Origin of the sequence: Neorhizobium phenanthreniclasticum, from assembly GCF_040066075.1 — a bacterium.
Taxonomy (GTDB): Bacteria; Pseudomonadota; Alphaproteobacteria; order Rhizobiales; family Rhizobiaceae; genus Neorhizobium; species Neorhizobium petrolearium.
The window spans coordinates 60211-82831 of the sequence record NZ_JBEAAL010000027.1; the positions used below are offsets into that span (position 1 = coordinate 60211).

Annotated in this window: 20 protein-coding genes; 8 read left to right on the plus strand and 12 right to left on the minus strand. The window is 62.1% G+C overall.

Features of this window, described 5'->3' with window-relative positions; all coding sequences use genetic code 11:
* The first annotated feature begins 91 nt into the window (after positions 1 to 91).
* The 4 genes from ABK249_RS26570 (at position 92) to ABK249_RS26585 (ending at position 4367) form a co-directional block, all read left to right on the plus strand.
* Positions 92 to 1162 carry an ABC transporter substrate-binding protein gene (locus ABK249_RS26570; RefSeq protein WP_037151754.1) on the plus strand — a complete coding sequence of 357 codons (1071 nt, stop codon included), beginning with the start codon at positions 92 to 94 and terminating at the stop codon, positions 1160 to 1162.
* Between the two features lie 236 nt (positions 1163 to 1398).
* Positions 1399 to 2343 (plus strand): Bug family tripartite tricarboxylate transporter substrate binding protein, encoded by a 945-nt coding sequence (locus ABK249_RS26575; RefSeq protein WP_227704855.1) that lies wholly within the window; start codon positions 1399 to 1401, stop codon positions 2341 to 2343.
* On the plus strand, positions 2340 to 2828 hold the full coding sequence (locus tag ABK249_RS26580) for a tripartite tricarboxylate transporter TctB family protein (RefSeq protein ID WP_348864532.1): 489 nt from the start codon (positions 2340 to 2342) through the stop codon (positions 2826 to 2828). Before ABK249_RS26575 ends, ABK249_RS26580 begins: the two co-directional genes overlap by 4 nt.
* Positions 2829 to 2849: 21 nt before the next feature.
* Entirely contained in the window at positions 2850 to 4367 is a 1518-nt protein-coding gene (locus ABK249_RS26585) for a tripartite tricarboxylate transporter permease (RefSeq protein ID WP_227704853.1), read from the plus strand.
* A 63-nt stretch (positions 4368 to 4430) separates the two neighbouring features.
* Here the strand turns inward: ABK249_RS26585 and ABK249_RS26590 are convergent, their stop codons facing one another.
* The 8 genes from ABK249_RS26590 to ABK249_RS26625 all read right to left on the minus strand — a co-directional run bounded on the left by ABK249_RS26590 (position 4431) and on the right by ABK249_RS26625 (position 12161).
* The gene (locus tag ABK249_RS26590; RefSeq protein WP_227704852.1) at positions 4431 to 5360 is read right to left on the minus strand and encodes a glutaminase; all 930 of its coding nucleotides are present in this window, start codon (positions 5358 to 5360) and stop codon (positions 4431 to 4433) included.
* A gap of 32 nt (positions 5361 to 5392) precedes the next feature.
* Positions 5393 to 5908: a MarR family winged helix-turn-helix transcriptional regulator gene (locus ABK249_RS26595; RefSeq protein WP_037151768.1), complete on the minus strand. Its 516-nt coding sequence runs from the start codon at positions 5906 to 5908 to the stop codon at positions 5393 to 5395.
* 3 nt (positions 5909 to 5911) lie between these two features.
* Positions 5912 to 6595 (minus strand): ABC transporter ATP-binding protein, encoded by a 684-nt coding sequence (locus ABK249_RS26600; protein WP_415926489.1) that lies wholly within the window; start codon positions 6593 to 6595, stop codon positions 5912 to 5914.
* Positions 6595 to 7344, minus strand: a complete 750-nt coding sequence (locus ABK249_RS26605; protein ID WP_227704850.1) for an ABC transporter ATP-binding protein — start codon at positions 7342 to 7344, stop codon at positions 6595 to 6597. Before ABK249_RS26605 ends, ABK249_RS26600 begins: the two co-directional genes overlap by 1 nt.
* Positions 7337 to 8326, minus strand: coding sequence for a branched-chain amino acid ABC transporter permease (locus ABK249_RS26610; RefSeq protein WP_037151772.1), 990 nt, complete (start codon positions 8324 to 8326; stop codon positions 7337 to 7339). The genes ABK249_RS26605 and ABK249_RS26610 overlap by 8 nt, the downstream gene beginning before the upstream one ends.
* On the minus strand, positions 8319 to 9242 hold the full coding sequence (locus ABK249_RS26615; protein ID WP_348864535.1) for a branched-chain amino acid ABC transporter permease: 924 nt from the start codon (positions 9240 to 9242) through the stop codon (positions 8319 to 8321). Before ABK249_RS26615 ends, ABK249_RS26610 begins: the two co-directional genes overlap by 8 nt.
* Positions 9243 to 9251: 9 nt before the next feature.
* Positions 9252 to 10388, minus strand: coding sequence for an ABC transporter substrate-binding protein (locus ABK249_RS26620; protein ID WP_037151779.1), 1137 nt, complete (start codon positions 10386 to 10388; stop codon positions 9252 to 9254).
* Between the two features lie 147 nt (positions 10389 to 10535).
* A complete protein-coding gene (locus tag ABK249_RS26625; RefSeq protein WP_348864536.1) occupies positions 10536 to 12161 on the minus strand; it encodes an AMP-binding protein in 1626 nt (541 codons plus the stop codon).
* 205 nt (positions 12162 to 12366) lie between these two features.
* On the opposite strand from ABK249_RS26625, the gene ABK249_RS26630 reads away from it, so the two are divergent.
* Positions 12367 to 13191, plus strand: a complete 825-nt coding sequence (locus ABK249_RS26630; protein ID WP_348864537.1) for an alpha/beta hydrolase — start codon at positions 12367 to 12369, stop codon at positions 13189 to 13191.
* On the opposite strand, the gene ABK249_RS26635 is transcribed toward ABK249_RS26630, so the two are convergent.
* Genes ABK249_RS26635 through ABK249_RS26650 form a run of 4 tightly spaced genes read right to left on the minus strand, consistent with a single transcriptional unit; the run spans position 13188 to position 16684 of the window.
* Positions 13188 to 13709, minus strand: coding sequence for a winged helix DNA-binding protein (locus ABK249_RS26635; protein WP_037151787.1), 522 nt, complete (start codon positions 13707 to 13709; stop codon positions 13188 to 13190). The genes ABK249_RS26630 and ABK249_RS26635 overlap by 4 nt on opposite strands.
* A 57-nt stretch (positions 13710 to 13766) precedes the next feature.
* A complete protein-coding gene (locus tag ABK249_RS26640; protein WP_348864538.1) occupies positions 13767 to 14756 on the minus strand; it encodes a TRAP transporter substrate-binding protein in 990 nt (329 codons plus the stop codon).
* A 24-nt stretch (positions 14757 to 14780) separates the two neighbouring features.
* Positions 14781 to 16097 carry a TRAP transporter large permease gene (locus ABK249_RS26645; protein ID WP_227704846.1) on the minus strand — a complete coding sequence of 439 codons (1317 nt, stop codon included), beginning with the start codon at positions 16095 to 16097 and terminating at the stop codon, positions 14781 to 14783.
* Positions 16098 to 16099: 2 nt separating this feature from the next.
* The gene (locus ABK249_RS26650) at positions 16100 to 16684 is read right to left on the minus strand and encodes a TRAP transporter small permease (protein ID WP_348864539.1); all 585 of its coding nucleotides are present in this window, start codon (positions 16682 to 16684) and stop codon (positions 16100 to 16102) included.
* A gap of 207 nt (positions 16685 to 16891) precedes the next feature.
* On the opposite strand from ABK249_RS26650, the gene ABK249_RS26655 reads away from it, so the two are divergent.
* The 3 genes from ABK249_RS26655 (at position 16892) to ABK249_RS26665 (ending at position 22603) form a co-directional block, all read left to right on the plus strand.
* Positions 16892 to 20548, plus strand: a complete 3657-nt coding sequence (locus ABK249_RS26655; RefSeq protein WP_348864540.1) for a hydantoinase B/oxoprolinase family protein — start codon at positions 16892 to 16894, stop codon at positions 20546 to 20548.
* Between the two features lie 20 nt (positions 20549 to 20568).
* Positions 20569 to 21783, plus strand: a complete 1215-nt coding sequence (locus ABK249_RS26660) for a TIGR03862 family flavoprotein (protein ID WP_348864541.1) — start codon at positions 20569 to 20571, stop codon at positions 21781 to 21783.
* Between the two features lie 100 nt (positions 21784 to 21883).
* Entirely contained in the window at positions 21884 to 22603 is a 720-nt protein-coding gene (locus ABK249_RS26665) for a YoaK family protein (RefSeq protein WP_348864542.1), read from the plus strand.
* Positions 22604 to 22621 lie beyond the last annotated feature (18 nt).

Genomic DNA, 22621 nt, shown 5'->3' on the forward strand with positions numbered 1-22621 from the left:
GGATAAAGGCTGCAATCGGTGACCGTGACGCGAAAGCCACGCGGCCACCGGTCTACTTGTCCCTGGAACCTCTGTAAGGCATTGTGGTCGTATGAAAAGGCTCCTTCTCGTTTCGCTCTGCCTTGTCCTTTCGCCGGGTCTTGCGGCTGCCGGCATAACGCTGTTTCCCGCCCTTTCCGGCCGTAGCGACGCCCGGGTGCTGAGCGTCTATTCCTCCCTCGACGAACCGCTTGCCAAGCCGATGATTACCGGCTTCCAGCAGGCAAACCCGGATGTGACGGTGCGCTACGAGGACATGCTGACCGGTGAAATCTACGACCGGATCGTCCGCGAGACGGATGCCGGCCAGAAAACCGCCGATTTCGCATTCTCTTCCGCTATGGACCTGCAGGTGAAGCTCGCCAATGACGGGTATGCGCAGCCGAGCGAGCTGCCGATGAGCGGCCAGTGGCCGGCCTGGGCGAACTGGCGCAACACGGCCTACGCGCTGACCTTCGAGCCGGCCGTCTTCGTCTATCACAAGCCGAGCTTCAAGGATGCTCCGCCCCCGTCGACCCGGGCGGAGTTCGTCGAGTTCCTGCACAAGCAGGGCGACGCCATCTATGGAAGGATCGGTACCTATGACATCGAGCGCTCCGGTGTCGGCTTTCTGTTCATGGCGCGCGACCAGGAACAGTTCGGCGATATCTGGTCGGTGATCCGGGCCATGGGTGCGGCGGGCGTCAAGCTCTACTCCACGAGCCAGGCGATTCTGGAGCGCATCGCGGACGGGCGCTTCCTGCTCGGATACAACATCCTCGGTTCCTATGCCGCCGACTGGGCCTCGCGCCATCCCGACGTCGGCATCGTATTGCCGAAGGACTATACCGTCGTCATGTCGCGGATCGGCCTCGTGCCGCAGGCCGCCGCTGCGCCGGATCTCGGAAAGCGATATCTGCAGTTCTTCATGTCGAAGGAAGGCCAGACAATCATGGCCCGCGAACTGCAGATCCCGGCCGTCAGCCCCGAAGTCGCCGGCAACAATACCGCAACCACATTGCGGGAGATGCTGGGCGGGCAGTTGAAGCCCGTTCCCGTCAGCCTCGGGTTGATGGTCTATCTCGACCAGGTGAAGCGGGCGCGACTGATTTCCCGCTGGAACGAGGCTCTCAGGCTGCAATAGCCACAAAATTCGACGCGGCACGGCGGATACCCCTTGCCAAACGTCAAACCCGCGAAAAATGTCAGGTAGATGTCAGCTTCATATGCTGGCTTATGTCTAATCGGCCCCCGTTTGGAGGCGGGGCTCCGATCAACGACGGGAGGGCGTCGGTAGCGGTTCTTGCTCACCGTCCCATCTTTTCGTTTCGACAGAAGAAACATTTGCGTCCACTTCGGGCGCCAACGGAGGATCAACCCTTGAAACATTTCTTTCTCGCTTCCATTCTCGCGGGCGCGCTTGCCTTGCCGGCCGCTGCGGCCGACTACACGATCATGGCTCCAGCCGCGCCGGGCGGCGGATGGGACCAGACGGCCCGCACCATGCAGACGGCGCTCCAGCAGGAAAAGATCGCCGGCAACGTGCAGGTCGTCAACGTACCGGGCGCCGGCGGCACGATCGGCATCGCCCAGTTCGCCAGCCAGCAGAAGGGCAACCCGAATGCACTCCTGGTCGGCGGCTACGTCATGGTCGGCGCGATCCTGACCAACAAATCGCCCGTCACGCTCAAGGACGTCACCCCGATCGCCCGCCTGACCGGCGAATATGAAGCAATCGTCGTTCCGGCCTCTTCCGACATCAAGACGATCGGCGATCTCGTCGCCAAGCTGAAGGAAAACCCAGGCGCCGTTTCCTGGGGCGGCGGCTCGGCCGGCGGCACCGACCATATCCTCGTCGGCCTGCTTGCCAAGGCGGCCGGTGTCGACCCGACCAAGATCAACTACATCGCGTTTTCGGGCGGCGGCGAAGCCCTTGCCGCCATTCTCGGCGCCCAGGTGACCGCCGGCGTTTCGTCCTACGGCGAGTTCGAATCGCAGATCAAGGCCGGCACGTTGCGCCTCTTGGCCGTTTCCTCCGACAAGAAGATCGAAGGCGCCGATGCCCCGACGCTGAAGGAATCCGGCTTCGACGTGGTTGTCCAGAACTGGCGCATGGTCGCCGCCGCTCCCGGCCTTTCCGATGAACAAAAGAAGGCCGTGGCAGCCGACATCGAGAAGCTCGCCCAGTCCAAAACCTGGCAGGAGGCCCTGAAGACCAAGGGCTGGACCGATACCTATCTCGCCGGCTCGGCCTTTGATGAACAGCTCGCCAAGGACATTTCCGCCACGGAAGTGGTCCTCAAGGACATCGGGCTGGTCAAATGAGCCTCGACCGCAACAAGACCGAGCAGCGCCGCCCCGATTGGGCGGCGCTTGCCGTTGCCGTAGTCCTGGCGGCAATAGCCGCCGTGATTTTCATCGATGTGTCACGGTTGAAGGGTACGGGCGGCTATTCGCAGGTCGGTCCGGCGACGGTGCCCGACTGGATCGGCTTTGCGCTGATCGGACTTGCGATCTGGACGGTGATCGAGGCTTTCCGCGGCGATTTTCCGACGCGCGACAAGCAGGAGATCGGTCCGGTCGTGTGGATCGTCGCGGGACTTGTCGCGCAGATGCTGCTTCTTCGCGTTGCCGGCTTCTCAATCGCGACCGGCGTCCTGTTCGGCCTCACTGCCGCGGGCTTCGGCAAACGCAAACTGTGGATCACGATCCCGCTCGGCATCGTCGTCTGTCTTTTCATCTGGCTGATCTTCGCAGGCCTCCTGCAGCTTGCGCTGCCCGCCGGCCCGCTGGAACGGCTTTTTTGGTGATCGGGCCCGGAAAGTAGGACCATGAGCACATTCGAATTTCTCCTGCAGGGGCTTGCCTCCGCAGCGCAACCCATCAACCTGCTCTATGCGCTGATCGGCGTGACGCTCGGCACCGCAGTCGGTGTTCTGCCCGGCATCGGGCCGGCGCTGACCGTCGCGTTGCTTCTGCCCGTCACTTATCGCCTTGATCCGACCGGTTCGCTGATCATGTTTGCGGGCATCTATTACGGCGGCATGTATGGCGGTTCGACCACCTCCATCCTGCTCAATACACCGGGCGAGAGCTCATCGATCGTCACCGCGCTCGAAGGCAACAAGATGGCCAGGGCGGGACGTGGCGGACCGGCACTGGCGACGGCGGCGATCGGCTCCTTCGTCGCAGGCCTGATCGCCACCATGGCGCTTGCCTTCATCGCGCCCTACATCGTCAAATTGGCGCTCGTCTTCGGGCCCCGTGAATATTTCGCGCTGATGGTGCTCGCCTTCGTGACGGTATCCTCCGCCTTCGGCGATTCCACTTTGCGCGGCCTCACCTCACTGTTCATCGGTCTTGCCTTCTCTGTCGTCGGCATCGACCAGCTCACCGGCCAGAACCGGCTGTCCTTCGGCATCCCCGACCTTCTCGACGGGATCGAAGTCACGACCATGGCGGTCGCCATGTTCGCGATCGGCGAAACCCTGTTCATCGCCGCCCAGGGAAACAAGGGGCCGGAAACGGTGGAAGCAGTCAAGGGCTCCGTCTGGATGAGCGCTCAGGATTGGGCGCGGTCCTGGAAAGCCTGGCTGCGCGGCACCGTCATCGGCTTCCCGATCGGCGCCATGCCGGCGGGCGGAGCCGAAATCGGCACCTTCCTCTCCTACGCGGCCGAAAAGCGCCTCAGCAAGCATCCGGAAGAATTCGGCAACGGCGCGATCGAGGGGGTTGCCGGTCCGGAAGCCGCCAACAATGCGTCTGCCGCCGGCACGCTTGTGCCGTTGCTGACGCTCGGCCTGCCGACGTCCGCGACCGCGGCGATCATGCTTGCCGGCTTCCAGCAATACGGTCTGCAGCCGGGCCCGCTGCTCTTCGTGACCAATCCCCAGCTCGTCTGGGGCCTGATCGCGTCGCTGCTCATCGCCAACCTGATGCTGCTGGTCCTCAACCTGCCACTCGTCGGCCTTTGGGTGAAGCTGCTGACCATTCCGAAGCCATGGCTTTATGCCGGCATCCTGCTGTTTGCGACGCTCGGGACGATCGGTGCCAATCCGTCGGTTTTCGAACTCGGCATGCTTCTGACCTTCGGATTCCTCGGCTATGTCATGCGTGTCCTGGGTTACCCGATCGCGCCGGTCGTCGTCGGCCTGATCCTGGGGCCGCTTGCCGAACAGCAGCTCCGCCGCGCGCTGGCGATCAGCCAGGGCGATGTCACGACACTGGTCCAGTCGCCGATCGCGGCCGTTCTGCTCATCCTGGCAGCGCTGGCTTTCATTATACCGCTGATCCTGCGCATACGCGGACGCGGCGAAGTGCTCTCGCAGATGGCAGCCAGCGAGGACTGATCACAACACGCTGCCACTACATTCAACCCGGCTTCGGCCGGGTTTTTTATGCCGTATGCGGGATCAATGGCCGAAGACCGACCAGCCCGTGCGGGTCGTCAGCATTTCCAAAGCCAACGAACCAAGAAGCGAATTGCCATTGTGATTAAGCCCCGGCGACCAGACGGCAACCGAGGCCCTGCCCGGTGCGACCGCGAGAATGCCGCCGCCGACACCGCTCTTGCCCGGCAGGCCCACCCGATAGGCAAAATCTCCCGAACCGTCGTAATGCCCGCAGGTGAGCATGAGCGCATTGATGCGCCTTGCCCGCTGTTTGGAGACGACCGTGTGTCCCGTCAGCGGATTGCGGCCGGAAGCAGCGAGGAAAAGGCCGGACTTCGCAAGCTGCGTGCAGGTCATGGCGAGTGCGCAGTGATGGAAATAAACGCCGAGCACATGCTCGACCGGATGGTCCAGCTTGCCGAAGGAGCGCATGAAATTGGCAAGCGCGAAATTGCGGTAACCTGTCGCCTGCTCCGATTTCGCTACCTCCGGATCGATGGCGATCGAATCGTCGTCCGCCAGATAGCGTACAAAACGGACGATCTCGCCGATCGCCTCGCGCGGCGTATGCCCGGCAAGAACGAGATCGCTGACGGCGATCGCGCCGGCATTGATAAATGGATTACGTGGCTTACCCTCTTCGTGTTCCAGCTGGACGATCGAATTGAAGGCAGAGCCAGACGGCTCGCGTCCGACACGGTTCCAGGTCGTCTCGCCATGCTTGCCGAGCGCCAGCGTCAGCGTAAAGACCTTGGAAATGCTCTGGATCGAGAAGGGGGTGTCGGCATCGCCAACTTTGAAGGTCTCCCCGTCCACGGTCACGATCGCCATGCCGAATTTCTTCGGATCGACATGGGCGAGCTGCGGAATGTAGTCGGCGACCTTGCCCTCGCCGAGACGCGGCGCCAGCTTGTCGTGAATCTCGTCGACGATCGCCTGGAGGTCTGCCATCTATCACCCCGAATTCGTTACCAGCACCGGGTCTACTGATCGAAAGCGCTGCTGGAAAGGTGATTGCTGGCAGAAATTTTCACGGCCCCAATCTCCGACCACAGCGATGCGATCGTGGCCGGAGCGACATCTGCCATGATATCCCGCAGCCAGCCTTCATGGGCAGCGGCCATGGCAACGAAAAGCTTCGTACCCTCCGGCGTCAGCCTGGCGACCGTAACGCGCCGGTCACCGTCCGGCGTTACCCGCTTAACGAAGCCATCGGCCTCCAGTCGCTCGACAAGACCGGTCACGTTGCCATTCGTCACCATGGTTCGCTTCGAAAGCTCGCCCAGGCGCAGGCCGTCGCTTTCGCGATAGAGCTGGGCCATCAGGTCGAATTGCGGCAGCGTTGCACCGAATTCGGTCCTGAGCCGTCGGCGGATTTCGTTGGTGATCAGCTTTGTGGTGGAAAGCATACGCAACCAGAGCCGCGTTTCCGGCTTGTTGCGCCCATGCGGACCGTGGGCGATCAATTCCAGATCGGCGCTTCCCGCTTCACCATCCATCGCTTACACTCCGAGATATCGATCCTGCAGTTCCGTCGTCAGTTCCTCAGCCTTGCCGCTCCAGGCGCTTCTTCCGTTTTCCAGGATGACACAGCGATCCGCAACCGGCATAAGCTCGGAAAGCGTCTTATCCACCACAAGGATCGAAAGCCCTTCCGCCTTCAGCCTCCGTATGGCTCTCCAGATATCCTGGCGTATGACCGGAGCAAGCCCCTCCGTCGCCTCATCGAGGATCAGGATGCGCGGATTGGTCATCAGAGCCCTGCCGATCGCCAGCATCTGCTGCTCACCACCGGAAAGCGAACGCGCCATCTGCGCATGCCGTTCCTGCAGCCGGGGAAAAAGCGCATTGACCTCGTCCAATGTCCATCTGCCTGGCCGTGCGGCCGCGATCAGGTTCTCATGCACCGTCAGGTTCGGAAAGCAGCGGCGACCTTCCGGCACGAGGCCGATGCCGAGCTTCGCCACATGATGCGGTCGCCTGCCCTTGAGGTCCGCGCCGCCGAGCCGGACCGCGCCGGCGCGCGGCGGATTGAGGTTGCAGATGGCGCGTATGGTCGTGGTCTTGCCCATGCCGTTGCGGCCCATCAGCGCCACGGCCTCGCCCTCCGCCACGGACAGGTCAACGCCGAACAGCGCCTGGCTGGCACCATAAAATGCTTCGATCCGGGAGACGTCGAGCAGCATCAAACATGATCTCCGAGATAGGCGGTGCGCACGGCCGGGTCGCGACGGATTTCCTCAACCGTGCCGGTGGCAATAATGCGGCCGTAGACCAGCACGGAAATCCGGTCGGCGAGGGCAAATACTGCATCCATATCATGCTCGACCAGCAGGATCGGCGCTTCCTGCCTGAGCGCATCCAAGAAACGGGTGAGCGATTTCGAGCCTTCCGGCCCCATGCCGGCCATCGGCTCATCAAGCAGGAAGGCTTTCGATCGAAGCGCCAGCGCCATGGCGATTTCGAGCTGCCGGCGTTCGCCATGGGAGAGTTCGGCGGCGGGGATGCGGGCCCGCGCCGTCAGGCCAACACGCTCCAGCATGGCCATGGCCGTGTCGATCAAGGATCCGTCGCGCATCACCGGCTTGAAAAAACGGAAGCTCGTACCCTCCCTCGCCTGCACCGCCAGCATGACATTGCGGAGCGCCGAAAATTCCGGCGCCAGCGAAGAGACCTGAAAGGTACGCCCCAGGCCCAGCCGGGCACGGCCTGCAACACCAAGGCCGCCAATATCCTGCCCCGCGAAGCGGATCGTGCCGCTATCCTGCCGGAGCGTGCCGCAGATCTGGTGAATGAGCGTCGACTTGCCGGCGCCGTTCGGGCCGATCAGCGCATGGATTTCGCCCGGCCTGAGATCGAGCGTGACGCCGTCGGTCGCACGCAGCGCTCCAAAATTCTTGACCAGGTCGGAGATTTCGAGGACCGGCTCAACCATGTCTGGCCTTTCCGGCGAGAAGTCCCAGCAGGCCGCCGCGGGCGAAGAGTACCACGACCAGCAAAATAAGCCCCAGGAAGAACTGCCAGCGTTCCGTGATGCCGCCGAGCGCATATTCGAAGGCGACGTAGAGCGCCGCACCCGCCAGCGGACCGAACAGCCGGCCAGTTCCACCGAGCACGATCAGCACGATCAGCTCCCCCGACATGTGCCAGGAGAGCATGGAGGGACTGACGAAACGGTTGAGATCGGCAAACAGCGCGCCGGCAAGGCCGGTCATCATTGCCGAAATGGCAAAGCCCGTGAGCCTGATACGGTACGGCTGGATCCCGACCGTCGCGACGCGCACCTCATTCTGCCGCGCCGCCTGCAATGCGGTGCCGAAACGCGAGGCGCGGATCAGCGCGAAAAGGCCTATTGCGACCAGCAGCACCACGTAACAGATCAGGAAGAAGCTCAAGGGCCGCATCGTCATGACGCCCGGAAACTGGTTCCGGACGAGGATCGACAGCCCGTCCTCCCCGCCATAGGCCGGCCAGGAGACCGCGAAGTAGTAGACCATCTGCGCAAAGGCGAGCGTGATCATGATGAAATAGACGCCTGACGTCCTGAGGCTGATCGCGCCGATCGCAAGGCCCAGGAGACCCGCGAGCAGGACCGCGACAATCCAGATCACCCACATCTGATTGGTGCCCGGCAGACCGAAGAGCAGAGGTTCACCCGAGAAGCTGTGCGTCGCGAGGATGCCGGCAACATAGCCTCCGATACCGAAGAAGGCCGCATGACCGAAGGAGACGAGGCCGCCCAGGCCCAATGCCAGATTGAGGCCGGTCGCGGCAAGAGCAAGAATCGCAACACGGGTTGCCAGCGTGACGTAGAAGGGCTGGCCGACAGCGTTCGCCGCAAACGGCACGGCAAGCAAAGCCAAGGCCAGGATGAGGTTGACGAGGTTTTCGCGGCTCACGATCCGGACCTCACGCATGCGCTGCCGGGAAGAGCCCGCGCGGCTTCACCGCGAGGATGACCGCCATGACGATATAGATGAGCATCGAGGCCACGGCGCCGCCGATCATGCCCGCCTGGGCCGGCGGCGCGAAGAATGCGAATATCTGCGGCAGCAGGAAACGGCCCATCGTGTCCGTGACGCCGACCAGAAGCGCGCCCAGGAGCGCCCCCTTGATCGAGCCGATGCCGCCGATGACGATCACCACGAAGGCGAGGATGAGCACCGGCTCGCCCATGCCGACCTGCACCGATTGCAAGGCGCCGACCATGGCACCGGCGAACCCGGCCAGCGCCGCACCAAGGGCGAAGACGACCGTATAGAGCGTGCGGATATCGACGCCGAGCGCCCCGATCATCTCCCGGTCGCTTTCGCCGGCCCGGATACGCATGCCGAGCCGCGTCTTCGAGATCAGCATATATAGCCCGAAAGCGACAACCGCGCCGGCGGCGATGATGGCCAGACGATAGACCGGATATTGCGTGCCGCCGGGCAGTGTCACCGCCCCCTGCAGGAGCGGCGGGATATCGAGATAAAGCGGAAACGAGCCGAAGAGCCAGCGCGTGCCTTCGGAGAACATCAGGATCAGCGCGAAGGTGGCAAGCACCTGATCGAGATGGTCGCGATCGTAAAGCCTGCGGATCACCACGAGCTCGACGATCGCACCGGCCGCCGCCGCGACGACGAGGCTAGCGATGAGCCCGATCCAGAACGAGCCGGTCCAGGCCGCCACGGCGGCGCAGGCGAATGCGCCGACCATGTAGAGCGAGCCGTGAGCAAGATTGATCAGGCCCATGACGCCGAAGATCAGCGTCAGCCCGGCGGCCATCAGGAACAACATGACGCCGAGCTGCAGGCCGTTCAGCAACTGCTCGAGAGCAAGCGCAACGGTCACGGGGAGACCTTAGATCTTGCAGTCTTTGGCATAGGCGTCCTTATGATCGGTGAAGATCTTTTCCACCGTCTTGTTGGTGAGGACGCCATCCTGCTTCACCACTTCCGTGAGGTAGATGTCCTGGATCGGATGCTGGTTCGTGTTAAACTTGAACTTGCCACGCGGCGACTGGATATCCGCCTTCAGAAGTTCGGCGCGGAAAGCATCCGCATCCTTCACATCCGCCTTCGCAGCAGCAGACAGGATGAGCTGCGCGGCGTCATAGGCCTGGACTGCATAGATCGACGGCAGGCGGTTATATTCCTTCTGGAAATCGGCGAGGAACTTCTTGCTGGCTTCGTTGTCGAAATCCGGAGCCCACTGGCCGGACGCCTTGGCGCCAAGCGCCGCATCGCCGATTGCCGGAAGCACGTCCTGGCTGAAGGAGAAGCCCGGCCCCATGACCGGGATCTTCACGCCCGACTGGGCAAATTGCTTCATGAACGCGATGCCCATGCCGCCGGGAAGGAAGACGAAGATGCCATCAGCGCCGGAAGCGCGCATCTGGGCAATTTCCGCCGCGTAATCCGTCTGACCGACCTGAGTATAAACCTCGGCAGCGAGTTCGCCCTTGTAATAGCGCTTGAAGCCCGTCAGCGAATCCTTGCCGGCCGGATAATTCGGGGCAAGGATGAACATCTTCTTGTAGCCCTTGTTGGCATATTCGCCCATCGCCTCGTGAAGATTGTCGTTCTGATAGGCCGCATTGAAATAGAGCTTGTTGCAGTTCGCCCCGGCAAGTGCAGCGGGAGCGGCATTCGTGGAGACGTAGAACTTGCCTTGCGCAACAGCACTCGGAGCAACCGCCATCAGCAGGTTTGACCAGACGATGCCGGTCAAAATATCCACCTGGTCGCTCTGGATCATCTTGTCGGCGATCTGCACTGCAAGTTCCGGCTTCTGCGCATCGTCCTCGGTGACGACGGTAATGTCCTTGTTGCCGGAATTCTTGATCGCCAGCATGAAGCCGTCGCGTGTATCGATGCCGAGACCGGCGCCGCCGCCCGAAAGCGTGGTAATCATGCCAATCTTCAACGGCTCGGCAAAAGCAAGGCCCGAGGCGCTCATGCTCAGGGTCAGCGTGGCTGCGGCAAGCAGTTTCTTCATGTGACGAACTCCCGTTTGTTGTTGTATGTCGTTCCCAGATATTCCGGCAGCGGGGTAGCAGCCCGCCGAACGTTTCATTACCTTCCACATTTGCGTGGAAACTTCCACTCTGCATGCGCAGTGAAACGCAACCACCACGAAGTACGGTTAAGCTGAAAGTTTCCGCTTCAACCGGAAGCGCTGGATCTTGCCGGATTCGGTCTTCGGCAACGCGTCGGTGAACACGATCGAACGCGGATATTTGTAAGGCGCAATGATGCTCTTCACATGCTCCTGCAGCAGCTTCACCATCGCGTCGCAAGCCTCACTGCCAGGAACAAGCACGACATGCGCCTCGACGATCATGCCACGTCCGTCGTCCGGCACGCCGATCACGGCGCATTCCAGCACTGCCTCGTGCTTCAGGAGAGCCGCCTCCACTTCCGGGCCGGCGATATTGTAGCCGGCCGAGATGATCATATCGTCCGAACGCGCGGCGAAATGGAAATAGCCGTCCTCGTCCTGCACGAAAGAATCTCCGGTGAGGTTCCAGCCGTTGCGGACATAATCCTTCTGCCGCTCGTCGGCGAGGTAACGGCAGCCGATCGGGCCCTTCACCGCCAGCCGGCCGATCGTGCCACGCGGCACCTCGCTCATATCGTCGTCGACAACGATCGCCTCATAGCCGGCGAGCGGCTTGCCGGTGCAGGCCGGCCTGGCATCGCCCAAGTGGTTCGAGATGAAGATATGCAGCATCTCGGTCGCACCGATGCCGTCCAGAATGGGTTTACCCGTCTTTCTCACCCATTCTTCGAAAACGGGGCCTGGCAAGGTCTCGCCGGCCGAAACGGCGATGCGCAGAGAAGAAAGGTCCGCACCTTCGTCCATCGCCGCCAGCATGGCGCGGTAGGCGGTGGGCGCGGTGAAGCTGATCGTCGCCTTGTAGGTCTCGATGATCTCGATCATCTTCGGCGGCGTCGCCTGCTCCAAGAGGGTAGCAGAGGCGCCGAAGCGCAATGGAAAGACCGCAAGTCCACCGAGGCCGAAGGTGAAGGCAAGCGGTGGCGAACCGACGAAAACATCGTCCGGCGTGACGTCCAGCACCTCCTTGGCATAGGCATCGGCGATGATCAGGAGATCGCGATGGAAATGCATGGTAGCCTTCGGCACACCGGTGGAACCGGAGGTGAAACCGAGCAGAGCCACATCGTCCCGACCTGTCTTCACCGCAGCATAGAGTACAGGCTTGTTCAGCGCCGCGCGATCGAGTTCCGCATCATGGTTGGCAGTGCCATCAAAACCGATCACCTGCTTGAGGAACCGGCCTTCCTTGGCGCAAGCGACCAGCTCGTCCATCAAGCGCGTGTCGCAGAGCGCCAGGGAAATCTCCGCCTTGTCGATGATCTTGGCGAGCTCGCCGGCACGCAGCATCGGCATCGTGTTGACCACGACAGCGCCGGCCTTCGTCGCCGCCAGCCAGCAGGCGACCATGGCCGGATTGTTGGCGGAGCGGATCAGCACCCGATTTCCGGGTTTCAGGCCATAGTCCTCCGTGAGCGCCAGGGCGATGCGGTTCGTCCAGTCGGAGAGCTCCTTGTAGGTGCGACGGCGGCCGTTGCCGATCAGGGCGGTATGATCGCCAAAACCCTTTTCCACCATACGATCGGTGAGCTCAACCGCTGCGTTCATCCATTCCGGATACTCAAAGCCGTCGAGCTTGATTTCCGGCCAAAGATCCGGCGGTGGAAGGTTGTCGCGGGCAAACGTATCCAGATGGCCTGACGGTCCCAGCATTTTTCAGTTCCCAAGTTTTTATCCATGCGGCTTTTTGCCTTTTGTTCAGAATTGCACCGCTTCCTTCCGGTTGCAAGAGAGAAATTTTAAGTTTGTAATAATTTTCACCGGCTGCCATTTTCCGCTCCGGACGGGTTCCAAGCAGGCGATGGCGATGCCAATATGCGGCCGGGGATCATAACCGCATTGAGGGGAGAAAACGAAAATGCGCCATCGGATCAGCGACTGGGACAATGCCTATGCCAACGGCATCAACATTCCCCAGGGCGACCGCTGGCCGGCGGCATGGGTGGAGCCTGCACAGCAATATCGTGAAGCGCTTTCCGCCGAAGGGCGTGCGAAACTCGGCCTTGTCTATGGCGGAAAGCCTCGCAACCGCTTCGATCTTTTCCTGCCGGAGTCCAGGCCTGCCGGCCTGATGGTCTTTGTCCATGGCGGCTTCTGGATCGGGCTCGACAATAGCTACTGGTCGCATTTCGCCAAAGGCGCGGTGGAACGCGGTTATGCCGTCGCCATGCCATCCTACACACTTGCCCCCGAAAACCGCATCGCCGACATCACGCTTGAGATCGGCAGAGCGATCGAAGCTGCCGCCGAAGAGGTCGAGGGACCGATCCGACTGATCGGCCACTCCGCCGGAGGCCAACTGGTGACGAGAATGATTTCCGCGACGTCACCGCTGCCGGAAACGGTTCGAGGCCGCATCGCCAATGTTGTTTCACTCTCCGGCGTGCACGACCTGCGCCCGCTCATGAACACGAAGATGAACGAAAAGCAGCGCATAGACCGGGACGAAGCCTATCGCGAAAGCCCTGCCCTTCTGGAGCCGATGCCAAACGCAAGGGTAACCTGCTGGGTGGGCGCTGCGGAACGTTCTGAATTCGTCCGCCAGAATGCACTGCTCGCAAGCATCTGGAAGGGCCTGGGCGCTGAGACCGAAGCCGTCGAGGAACCGGACAAGCACCATTTCAACGTGCTGGACGGAATGACGGATCCTAATCATCCGCTGATGGAAGCGCTTTTCTCCTAGAGGGATGCGGCGGCGCGAGCCGCCTGATCGTAGTGGCCGGAAAGCGCGCGGAGGCGGGCTGCCACTTCCGAAAGCGATTCCGCCGAGACTTCCGTGGCAAGTACCGAACGGACCAGCAGGCTTTCGCGCATCGCCTTGTAGCGGGCGCAGGCCTCGGCACCTGCTTCCGTCGCCATGACCAGCTTTTCCTTGCCGCGGCGCCCGGATTTGATCAGCTTGAGCCGCTCAAGCTTCTTTAACGCGTAAGTGACGACATGCGTATCCTCGATGTTGAGGACCAGTGCGATGTCGGCCAGTGTCTTAGGCTTGTTGCGGCTGTTGATATTGTGCAGCACGAGGATGTCGATCGGGGAAAGATCCGGCACGCCGGCTGCCGCCATGCAACGAACCATCCAGCGATTGAAGGCATGGTTCAGCATGATCATGCCGAACTCGATCTCGGAAAGCGCCGGCAGGGCGCCGCTCGCCAGATGCCCGGAGGAAACGATCGGGCCTAAATAGTCCTTTTCCGATGACATGACTTCTCCTCCCGGCAAATGAAAGCGCCGCAAGCGGCTGCTTGCGGCGCCCTCAAATCACATCTTCTTGTAGGCGTCCAGAATGGCAGCGCCGTCGGCGCCGGCTTTCTTCGACCAGTCTTCGGTCAGCTTGCTACCAACATCAGCCAGACCCTTCTTGAGCTCGTCGCTGGGTTCGATCACCTGCATGCCGTTCTGCTTCAGTGTGTCCATGTAGCTCTTGGTTTTTTCGACTGCGAGGGACCAGCCGCGGGTTTCGGCCGCTGCCGCCGCATCGGCAACTGCCTTCTGCACGGCCGGATCGAGTGCTTCGAACGCAGCCTTGTTGACGAAGATGATGTTCTTCGGAATCCAGGCCTGGGTGTCGTAATAATGGGTGAGCGATTCCCAGATCTTTGAATCGACGCCGGTGGCGCTGGACGTCATCAGCCCGTCGACGACGCCGGTTGCGAGCGCCTGCGGCAGCTCGGCGGCCTGGACGGTGACCGGCTGGGCGCCGACAAGCTCGGCGATGCGCGACGTGCCGACATTGTAGGCGCGCCATTTGAGGCCCTTGAGGTCAGCGGTGCTGTTGACGTCCTTCTTGGTGTAGATGCCCTGCGGCGGCCATGGCGTCGAGTACAGAAGTTTCAGCCCCTGCGCATCGAGCGCCTTTTCGACGGTCGGCTTGGAAGCCTCCCAGAGCTTTTTCGCCCGATCGAAGCTGGTGGCCAGGAAGGGCACGACATCGATGCCGAAGACCGGATTCTCGTTCTCGTGCAGGGAAATCAGCACTTCACCTGCCTGGGCCTGGCCGGTCTGGACCGCGCGCTTGATATCCGGAGCCTTGAAGAGCGCTGCACTCGGATGAACGGTGATCTTCAGCGCGCCATTGGTTGCCGTTTCGACGTCCTTGGAAAACTGCATCAGGTTTTCGACGTGGTAATTGGCCGGCGGATAGGCCGAGGGCAGGACCCAGGCAGTCTGAGCCAGAGCCGAGCCGGCACAGGCGATTAAGGCAGCAGCCGTGAGGCCGACGCGGGCGATGCCCTTGAAATGCATTGTCATGTTTTCATTCCCCTTTTTAAGAAATTAACCCGGAAAAGCCATTTTCGGCAGGACCAGCACGATATCCGGGAAGATCGTGAGGATGGCGACCGTCGCCAAAAGCAGGAAGAAGAACGGCAGTGCGGCGCGCGCAACCGTCAGGCTGTCTCTACCGCTCATCGTCTGGAGCACGAAGAGATTGAAGCCGACCGGCGGGGTGATCTGAGCCATCTCCACCATCAACACCAGGAAGACGCCGAACCAGATCAGATCGAAGCCGGCCTGCTGGATCATCGGCAGCACCACCACAGTCGTCAGGACGATCATCGAAAGACCGTCGATCGCGCAGCCGAGCAGCACATACATGACGGTGAGCACCGCAATCAGCGCATAAGGGCTCAGGTGGAAGCTATCGACCCAGGAGGCCAGCGCATTCGGAATCCCCGTATAGCCCATGGCGATCGACATGTATCCGGCACCCGTCAGGATCAGCATGATCATCGCCGTCATGCGCGCAGCACCCATGACGCTTTCCCAAAAGCTCTTCCAGGTGAGCGCCCGTTGCCAGAGCGCGATCACGAGCGAGCCGAGCACGCCCCAGGCCGCACATTCGGTGGCTGTCGCCCAGCCGAGTACCAGTGTTGTGAAAATGACGCCGATGAGAAGCGCAAGCGGGATGAGATTGAGTGTCTCCTTCAGCTTCTGCCGGAAGCTCAGGCCGGGCGCCGGAGGCGGAGACTTGTCAGGGTTCATCAGCGACCAGATGACGATCGCTCCCATATAGAGCGCCATGACGATGACCGCCGGGAGCAGGCCGGCCAGGAACATCTGGATGATAGAAACGTTCGCTGCGACGGCATAGACGATCATGGTGATCGACGGCGGCACGAGAAAGCCGAGCGTACCGGCGCCTGCCAGCGAACCGAGACTGATCATCTCGTCATAGCCGCGCCTCTTCAATTCTGGCAGAGTGATCTTCGCGACCATGGCTGTCGTGGCGGCGGACGACCCGGAGACTGCGCCGAAAAGCCCGCAACCGAGAACATTGACATGTACCAATCTTCCCGGAATTCGGTTCAGCCAGGGGGAAAGCCCTCTAAACATTTCGTCAGATAATCTCGTCCTGTAGAGGATCTCCCCCATCCAGACGAAAAGCGGTAGAGCGGCGAGAGACCAGGAGGCGCTGCCCGCCCAGGCATTGGTCGCAAGTGCCGCGCCGATCTGTATTCCCGCCGGCGCGAACTGCATGGCGATGAAACCGCAGATCAGCAGCGAAATCCCGATCCAGACGCCACCGACGAGGAAGAGCAGGAGGGCGCCAAGGATGAGGCCCGATATTTCGACAAGGTTCGAGGCATCCATGATCAGGCTCCGCTTTCCATGATCCGCTCGATCATCTCTTCCTCGGATTTCGGGGCCGGCTTTTCGTAGCGAGGCACGCCACCAAAAAGCAGGTGGACCAGCTCATCCACGAAAGCGATTGCCAGGACGACCACGCCGACAGCCATGCCGAGCTGCGGTATCCACAACGGCACGGGTATGACGCCCTGAGAGATGTCGTTGAATTTCCAGGACGTCCAGACCATGTCCACCGCATACCAGGCGAAATAGAGCATGGCGGCCGCGCCGATCGCCGCGCAGGCGATCTCGATGACCTTGCGCACGACACCGCTGAACCTGTCGATGAAAAGGCCCATGCGAATGAGCTCTCCGGAGCGGAACGTGTGGGCAAGGCCCAGGAAGGCCGTGGCCGCCATGCACCAGGAGGCGAAGTCGTCGCCGGCTGGAACATCCAAGCCGATTGGCCGGCCGGCCGACAGTGATAGCATGATGACGAAAATAGCGATCAGAAAAAGCCCGGCCAGCCAGCCGGAAACGAGATAGAGCCCGTCAAGCGTTTGACGGAGCCATTCGGGAAAGATGCTGTGGCGAGCATTAGCGGTGGACACGTGACGTCCTCCCCGCTGCGCGGTGGCAAAGGATCATGGTCGGCTCCCCTCGGTTGCCGGTTTTGCAGGTGGAGCTCTTTGCTGGCTTCCTTGCCTGTTGGAAAGGCATGATGCTTCAAAAGATATTTTCCTGTCAACTAATCATTGACGTTTTATCGACGAAATGTTTTCGTTATTGCAGATCAAGCTTTCAACGAGGGGCAGAACATGGCCGATGGCAAGTGGGACTTCTGGATCGACCGCGGCGGCACCTTCACCGACATTGTCGGGCGCAGACCTGACGGATCGCTGATCGCCCACAAGGTGCTATCGGAAAATCCTGAGGCCTATCACGACGCAGCCGTGCAGGGTATCCGCGAGCTCCTGGGTATTCCGGCCGGCGTTCCGATCCCCTCGGAGGTGATCGGCGCGGTGAAGATGGGCACCACCGTCGCCACCAATGCGCTGCTCGAACGCAAGGGCGAACAGACCCTGCTCGTCACCACGCGCGGCTTCCGCGATGCCCTGGCGATCGGCTACCAGGCCCGCGCCGACATCTTTGCAAAGAAGATCATCAAACCTGAACTGCTCTATTCGGCCGTCGTCGAGGTCGACGAACGCGTCCGTGCCGACGGCCTCGTCGAAGCGGAGCCGGAGGAAGGCGCGATCCGCGCCGAATTACAGGGCCAATTCGACGCCGGTTTCCGCGCCGTCGCGATCGTCTTCATGCACGCCTATCGTTACCCGGCTCACGAACAGCTTGCCGCACGGATCGCCCGCGAGATCGGCTTCACCCAGGTTTCCGTCAGTCACGAGGTCTCGCCGCTCATCAAGCTGGTCGGGCGCGGCGATACGACGGTGGTCGATGCCTATCTGTCGCCGATCCTGCGCCGTTATGTCGACCAGGTGGCGGGCGAGCTTGGCGCCAACGAGGAAACCGGCCCGCAGCTCATGTTCATGCAATCCTCCGGCGGGTTGACTGCCGCCCGGCTCTTCCAGGGCAAGGATGCGATCCTCTCCGGTCCTGCCGGCGGCGTGGTCGGCGCAGTCGAAACCTCGCGGCTTGCCGGTTTCGAGCGCATGGTCGGCTTCGACATGGGCGGCACGTCCACCGACGTCTCGCATTATGACGGAGAGCTCGAACGCTCCTTCGAGACGGAAGTGGCCGGCGTGCGCATGCGCGCGCCGATGATGTCGATCCATACGGTCGCGGCCGGCGGCGGCTCGATCCTGCATTTCGAGAGCGGCCGCTTCCGCGTCGGGCCGGATTCGGCGGGCGCCAATCCCGGCCCCAAGGCCTATCGGCGCGGTGGGCCGCTCACCGTCACCGACGCGAACGTCATGCTCGGCAAGCTTTCACCCAAACTCTTCCCGGCGATCTTCGGGCCGAACCGCGACCAGCCGCTCGACGCCGACGCAGTGCGCGCCGCCTTCGAGGAGATGGCCAAGGTGATTGGCGATGGCCGCTCGCCGGAGGAAGTGGCCGACGGTTTCCTGTCGATCGCGGTCGAGAACATGGCGAATGCGGTCAAGAAGATCAGCGTCCAGCGCGGCTACGACGTCACCCACTATGTGCTGACCTGCTTTGGCGGCGCCGGCGGCCAGCATGCCTGCCTGACGGCCGACGCGCTCGGCATTTCCACCGTTCTGATCCACCCCTTCTCCGGCATCCTTTCCGCCTATGGCATGGGGCTTGCCGATATACGCGCCACCCGCCAGCGGACGATTTCGCTCGGGCTTTCCGCAGCGCTCGAAACGCTTTCTCCGATCCGCGAGGAACTTACGACAAGCGTGCTCGAGGAAATGGCCTCGCAGGGCGTCGCTCGCTCCGAAACGGACGTGCTGCATCGCGCCCATCTACGCTATCAGGGCACGGATACGACCTTGGCCGTAACTCTCGATGGAGCGACCGCGATGGTCGCCGCTTTCGAGACGGCGCACAAGAAGCAATTCGGCTTCATCTTCGAGAATCGCGAGATCATTTTCGAAGCCTATGAAGTGGAAGCGATCGGCGGCGGCGCCTCTTCCGCCGAGCCGGAATTTTCACTCGAAAGCTCCATGCCGACCGCGAGCGAGAAGACGAGATTCTTTTCGGGCGGTGCATGGCGTGAGGCTCCCGTCTATCGCCGATCCGACATCAAGTCGGGCGCCAAAGCGAACGGCCCCTGCCTCGTCGTGGAGCCGCACCAGACGATCGTCGTCGAAGATGGCTGGGCCTTCGAGATCACCAAATTGAACCATGTCGTCCTGAAGCGCGTCGCGGCGCTTTCCCGCGCCTTGCCGATCGGTACGCAAGCCGATCCGGTGCTGCTCGAAGTGTTCAACAACCTCTTCATGTCGATCGCCGAGCAGATGGGCGTCACGCTGCAGAACACCGCCTCCTCGGTCAATATCAAGGAACGGCTCGACTTCTCCTGCGCCGTCTTCGACGAAAACGGCGCGCTGGTCGCAAACGCCCCACACATGCCGGTGCATCTCGGCTCCATGGACCGATCCGTCGAGACGGTGATCGCTGCAAACAAGGGAAAAATCCGCCCTGGCGACGTCTTCGCCCTCAACGCGCCCTATAACGGCGGCACGCATCTGCCGGATATCACCGTCGTCACGCCGGTTTTTGACGAGAAGGCGCAAGAGGCGGGGAGCGCCGAAGGCGCGACAGGGAACAAAGAACCGAAGATTCTCTTCTACGTCGCTTCGCGCGGCCACCATGCGGATGTCGGCGGAACGGCGCCGGGCTCAATGACGCCGCTGGCGACGACGGTGGACGAGGAAGGCGTTCTCTTCGACAACGTTCTCCTGGTCGACCGTGGCCGCTTCGACGAGGCGGGCATCACCAGGCTCCTCTCCGACCACCCCTACCCCGCCCGCAACGTCGCCCAGAACGTCGCGGACCTGCGCGCCCAGATCGCAGCCAACGAAAAGGGCGTGCATGAGATGCGCAAGATGATCGCGCAATTCGGCCTCGACGTGGTCAAAGCCTATATGGGCCATGTGCAGGACAATGCGGAAGAAAGTGTCCGCCGGGTCGTCGCAAAGCTCAGCGACGCGGAGTTCTCCTATGCGACCGACCAGGGCAGCGTCATCAAGGTCAAGGTCACGGTGAACCGGGACAAGCGCGAAGCGACCGTCGATTTCACCGGCACCAGCCCGCAGAAAAAGAACAATTTCAACGCCCCGGAGCCGGTGACGCGCGCCGCCGTGCTCTATGTCTTCCGGGTGATGGTGGAGAGCGCGATCCCGATGAATGCCGGCTGCCTCAGGCCGATCCGCATCGTCGTGCCGGAAGGCTCGATGCTGAAACCGCAATATCCGGCCGCCGTCGTCGCCGGCAATGTGGAAACCAGCCAGCACGTCACCAATGCGCTCTTCGGCGCACTGGGAGCGATGGCCGCGAGCCAGGGCACGATGAACAACCTCACCTTCGGCAATGCGACCTACCAGTATTACGAGACGCTGTGCTCCGGCTCGCCCGCCGGCCGCTTCAACGACGGCACCGGGTTTGCCGGCACGGACGCCGTGCATGTGCACATGACCAATTCGCGCCTCACCGATCCGGAAATCCTGGAAACCCGCTATCCGGTGCTGCTCGAAGACTTCCACATCCGGCCGGATTCCGGCGGCAAGGGCAGGTTTTCCGCCGGCAACGGCACGAAGCGCACCATCCGCTTCCTGGAGAGAATGGATTGCGCCATGCTTTCCTCACACCGGACGATCCGGCCGCACGGGCTTGACGGCGGCGAGGCCGGCGAACTCGGCCAGACCCTGGTGCGGCGCCTCGACGGAACGATGGAAGAGCTCGCCGGCTGCGACCAGACGGTGATCGAGGCCGGCGAAGCGGTGATCGTCGTCACGCCGACCGCCGGGGGCTATGGCAAAGCGGATTGATTTGTCCTAACCCGCAAGGGATGACGAAACAGATCGCGATTATCGGCGGCGGACCGGCAGGGCTGATGGCGGCGGAAGTTCTTTCCGCCGCCCATTATGCTGTGACTGTTTATGATGCCATGCCGACCTTCTGCCGGAAATTCCTGCTGGCCGGCAAGTCCGGGCTCAACATCACCCATTCGGAGGATTTTTCGCGGTTCGCGGAGCGTTTCGGCGCGGCGTCCGCTCGCCTGCGGCCTGCCCTTGAAGCCTTCAAGCCGGTCGATATCCGGGCCTGGGCGCTCGGCCTTGGCACAGAGACCTTCGTCGGCACGTCCGGCCGTGTCTTTCCCAAGGTCATGAAGGCCTCGCCGCTTCTGCGCGCCTGGATAAGGCGCCTGGAAGCGCAGGGCGTCCAATTGAAGACGCGGCACCGCTGGACAGGCTTTGCGGACGACGGCTATCGCTTCGAAACCCCGGAAGGAGTGACGGTGATCCGCCCGGATGCGTTGCTGCTGGCGCTCGGCGGCGCAAGCTGGCCGCGCCTCGGGTCCGATGCGGCCTGGCTGCCCTGGCTCGGGCAGAAAGGCGTTACGGTCGCCGCTTTCCAGCCCGCCAATTGCGGGTTCGACGTCGCTTGGAGCGAGCCGTTTCGAGAGCGTTTTGCCGGTGTGCCGCTGAAATCCGTTTCCGCATCATCCGATGCCGGCACGATACAAGGTGAGTTTATCATTTCCAGGCATGGGATAGAAGGCAGCCTTGTCTATGCTCACGCAGCAGCACTGCGCGACCGCCTCGAACGGGAGAGCCATGCCGCGCTGACGGTCGACCTGGCACCCGGACGTTCGGCCGAGCGCCTGACCATGGACCTTGCCCGGCTTAATTCCAAAATGAGCTTCTCCAACCGGCTACGCAAGGGCGCAGGGCTCGAAGGCGTGAAGGCCGCCCTGGTGCGTGAGCTCGCGCCGGAAGCGAACCGCATGGCGCCAAAAGAACTGGCCCTATTCATCAAGGCCCTGCCCATTCCGCTCGTCCGACCGCGTCCGATTGCCGAGGCCATATCCTCAGCGGGCGGCATCGCGTGGAGCAATCTTGATGAAAACTACATGCTGAAGCCCCTACCGGGTCTTTTTGTCGCAGGCGAGATGCTTGATTGGGAGGCCCCGACTGGTGGTTATCTACTGACCGCCTGTTTCGCCACGGGCCGCGCCGCAGCAAAGGGTATCGAAGCCTGGCTTCGCTTGCGACTGAGCTGACGCACCGGGCAGATTTGCGATTTTTCAATTTGTCCACGACCATGCCGGGTAACACCATCCGGCATGGGTTCACTCCTGCTTTCGAGGCGAGAGGGCCTCCATGTCCAGAACCAGACGACGCCACATCATCAAACGAAGACGGACAATCACAGGCCTTGCGCTTGTCGCGGCAATTTCCTTCGTCGCCGGTATGACGGATGCGATCGGCCTGCTTCTTTCCGGCGACTTCGTGTCGTTCATGACCGGCAACACCACGCGCGCCGCGCTCTCCTTCGCGGACGGCAACTATTCCCATGCGCTCATCCTCTTCTGCGCGCTTTGGGTCTTCATCGCCGGCAATGCATTCGGTATCGTGCTGGCGCATACCGTCTCGGCCCGCCGCACTTTCGTGGTGCTGTCTGGCGTCGCAATCATCCTGGCTACCGCGTCGGTGCTGCCCGAGACAAGTTTCCCGCGGCTGCAATTCTATCTGGTCGTGCTTTCCATGGGCATGATCAATGCGACGGTAGAACATATCGAGGGATTGCCGATCGGCCTCACCTATGTCACCGGGGCGCTTTCCCGCTTCGGCCGGGGCATCGGCCGATGGCTCGTTGGCGACCGCAACCCCGCCGGCTGGCTGATCCAGACGGTGCCCTGGACGGGCATGGCCTGCGGCGCAGTGACGGGCGCCCTGCTGACGAAATATGTCGGTAACCACGCGCTCTGGATCGTCGCCATGCTGACCGTGGCGATCGCCCTGACAACGGTGCTCATGCCCCGCCCCCTGCATCTCCATTTTCACCAGCAGCCGATGGTGTCGGCCAGGCGCCGCTCTTGACGGGCGAGCCGGCCCGCC

Excerpts from the sequence above, each read along its gene's own strand:
- ABK249_RS26585 (WP_227704853.1), top strand. The coding sequence starts at position 2,850 with ATGAGCACATTCGAATTTCTCCTGCAGGGGCTTGCCTCCGCAGCGCAA.
- ABK249_RS26655 (WP_348864540.1), top strand. The coding sequence starts at position 16,892 with ATGGCCGATGGCAAGTGGGACTTCTGGATCGACCGCGGCGGCACCTTC.
- ABK249_RS26605 (WP_227704850.1), bottom strand. The coding sequence starts at position 7,344 with ATGGTTGAGCCGGTCCTCGAAATCTCCGACCTGGTCAAGAATTTTGGA.
- ABK249_RS26595 (WP_037151768.1), bottom strand. The coding sequence starts at position 5,908 with ATGGATGGTGAAGCGGGAAGCGCCGATCTGGAATTGATCGCCCACGGT.
- ABK249_RS26620 (WP_037151779.1), bottom strand. The coding sequence starts at position 10,388 with ATGAAGAAACTGCTTGCCGCAGCCACGCTGACCCTGAGCATGAGCGCC.
- ABK249_RS26635 (WP_037151787.1), bottom strand. The coding sequence starts at position 13,709 with ATGTCATCGGAAAAGGACTATTTAGGCCCGATCGTTTCCTCCGGGCAT.
- ABK249_RS26640 (WP_348864538.1), bottom strand. The coding sequence starts at position 14,756 with ATGACAATGCATTTCAAGGGCATCGCCCGCGTCGGCCTCACGGCTGCT.
- ABK249_RS26660 (WP_348864541.1), top strand. The coding sequence starts at position 20,569 with ATGACGAAACAGATCGCGATTATCGGCGGCGGACCGGCAGGGCTGATG.
- ABK249_RS26600 (WP_415926489.1), bottom strand. The coding sequence starts at position 6,595 with ATGCTGCTCGACGTCTCCCGGATCGAAGCATTTTATGGTGCCAGCCAG.
- ABK249_RS26665 (WP_348864542.1), top strand. The coding sequence starts at position 21,884 with ATGTCCAGAACCAGACGACGCCACATCATCAAACGAAGACGGACAATC.
- ABK249_RS26610 (WP_037151772.1), bottom strand. The coding sequence starts at position 8,326 with ATGCGTGAGGTCCGGATCGTGAGCCGCGAAAACCTCGTCAACCTCATC.
- ABK249_RS26580 (WP_348864532.1), top strand. The coding sequence starts at position 2,340 with ATGAGCCTCGACCGCAACAAGACCGAGCAGCGCCGCCCCGATTGGGCG.
- ABK249_RS26590 (WP_227704852.1), bottom strand. The coding sequence starts at position 5,360 with ATGGCAGACCTCCAGGCGATCGTCGACGAGATTCACGACAAGCTGGCG.
- ABK249_RS26630 (WP_348864537.1), top strand. The coding sequence starts at position 12,367 with ATGCGCCATCGGATCAGCGACTGGGACAATGCCTATGCCAACGGCATC.
- ABK249_RS26625 (WP_348864536.1), bottom strand. The coding sequence starts at position 12,161 with ATGCTGGGACCGTCAGGCCATCTGGATACGTTTGCCCGCGACAACCTT.
- ABK249_RS26570 (WP_037151754.1), top strand. The coding sequence starts at position 92 with ATGAAAAGGCTCCTTCTCGTTTCGCTCTGCCTTGTCCTTTCGCCGGGT.
- ABK249_RS26645 (WP_227704846.1), bottom strand. The coding sequence starts at position 16,097 with ATGGATGCCTCGAACCTTGTCGAAATATCGGGCCTCATCCTTGGCGCC.